The sequence below is a fragment of the Micromonospora sp. NPDC051296 genome (assembly GCF_040682255.1).
In the GTDB taxonomy this organism is placed as follows: Bacteria; Actinomycetota; Actinomycetes; order Mycobacteriales; family Micromonosporaceae; genus Micromonospora; species Micromonospora craterilacus.
In genome coordinates this window covers 1-1,541 of record NZ_JBFBAO010000653.1, presented here as the reverse complement: position 1 = coordinate 1,541, position 1,541 = coordinate 1, and the positions used below count along the sequence as shown (strand labels likewise).

The following is a 1,541-nucleotide window of genomic DNA, read 5'->3' as shown; positions in this document are numbered from 1 at the left end:
TCGGCCCGGACCCCGGTGCTCGGGTGGGTGGCGGTGCTGTCCTGCGCCGCCGTGCTGTTCACCGCCGTGCTCGCCACCGGTGGCCCACCCGTCCAGGACCGGACCGTCGGCGAGGTGACCCGGGTGGGGGTCGCCGACGGCGAGTCGATCCCCGGCTACGAGCGGACGTCCGCGGCCGACCTGGCCGCACTGGCCGGCGGCGGCGCGTTCGGCGACGGCACCTACGCGCTGGTCTCGTTGACCGAATACCTCACCCCGCAGTCGCTCGCGGCGGTGGTCGGCGACGTGGGCGTGGCGGTCGTCTTCGGCCGGGTACCGCTGCCGGACCGGCAGACCGAGATCGTCCGGATTCCCGCGCAACGGCTCCCCGAGGACGTGACGGCCGGCATGGTCGAGCTGGCCGAGCGCAAGGAGCGAGAGGCCGCCGACTACCGGTCCCGGGCCGCCGGGCTGGGCGGCGGCGGGCCGCAGGAACGTGAGCTGCGCCAGCTGTACGAGAGCGGGGCGCGAGTCGCGGCGCAGGAGGCGGCCGCCTACCGCGCGGGCTGCGCCTGCGTCTACGCGCTGGTGGTGCGCGCCGCGCCAGCGGCGCTGCGCGGCGTGGCGGCCCGACCTGGCGTGCGAGTGGTCGACCCGGCGCCGGAGGTCCAGCGGCTGGAGCGCACGGTGTTCACCCCGCCGCTGCCCGAGCAGTGGGACGTGGTCAGACCGCCGGCCGATCGCGACCTCGCCCCGACGCCGGAGCCGACGCCGACCCCCGGGTCCGCCTCGCCGCCGCCGGATCCGGTACCGCAGGACCGCTCGCCGGCTCCGCCGAACGTGACGGATTCGTCACCATCACCGGCGGTACCCTCGTCCGCACCACCGGCCACCGCACCGTTGATGCCTTCCACCTCGGCAGACGCCGTCATGGAGAGTGACGTGAGCCCGACACCGTGACGGTTCGGGACACATCGGTACGTGGCCCGGTGTGGCCTGAATAGGGTTTCGTTCGTAGCCTGTCAGACGGAAACCGAGGCGCTGGGGAGGCGAGCCGTGGACGGCAGCGAGACCGGTTGGGGACGGCCCGCCGAACCGGCACCGCGGTGGCGGGCGCTGCTCGACCGTGCCCGCCTCGGCGCTCGCGGCGCCGAACAGGCGCCAACCGAGCGGCGGCCCGACGAAGCACCGCCGCCCGAGCCGCCGCTGCCGCGACGCGGGTCGGGCTCCGGCTACGCGGGGCGGGCCCCGGCCGTCGGTCAGCAGGCCGAGCGGCCGTACGGCACCGAGCCGGGCTACCGGGCCGAGGCGAGCTACCGGGTCGAGCCCCAGCGCCCCGCCCAGGCGTACCGCGGGCAGTCGGGGTACCCGGCGGAGCCGTCCTACCCGGCGGAGCCGTCCTACCCGGCGGAGCCGTCCTACCCGGCGGAGCCGTCCTACCCGGCGGAGCCGTCCTACCCGGCGGTGCCGGAGCCGCGCCGGCCGGAGCCGGTGGAGTCCCGGTACACCCTGCTGGACAACGGCTACCGGCACGCGACGCCGCCGGTGGAGTCAGCCACAAC

Annotated in this window: 1 protein-coding gene and 1 pseudogene; both read left to right on the top strand. The window is 76.3% G+C overall.

Annotated elements, in window-relative coordinates:
- A partial coding sequence (locus tag AB0M52_RS33865) for a hypothetical protein (protein WP_363961962.1) occupies positions 1 to 939 on the top strand: 939 nt, incomplete at its 5' end.
- Between the two features lie 96 nt (positions 940 to 1,035).
- Positions 1,036 to 1,541, top strand: a pseudogene (locus tag AB0M52_RS33860) (ATPase); the annotation flags it as partial.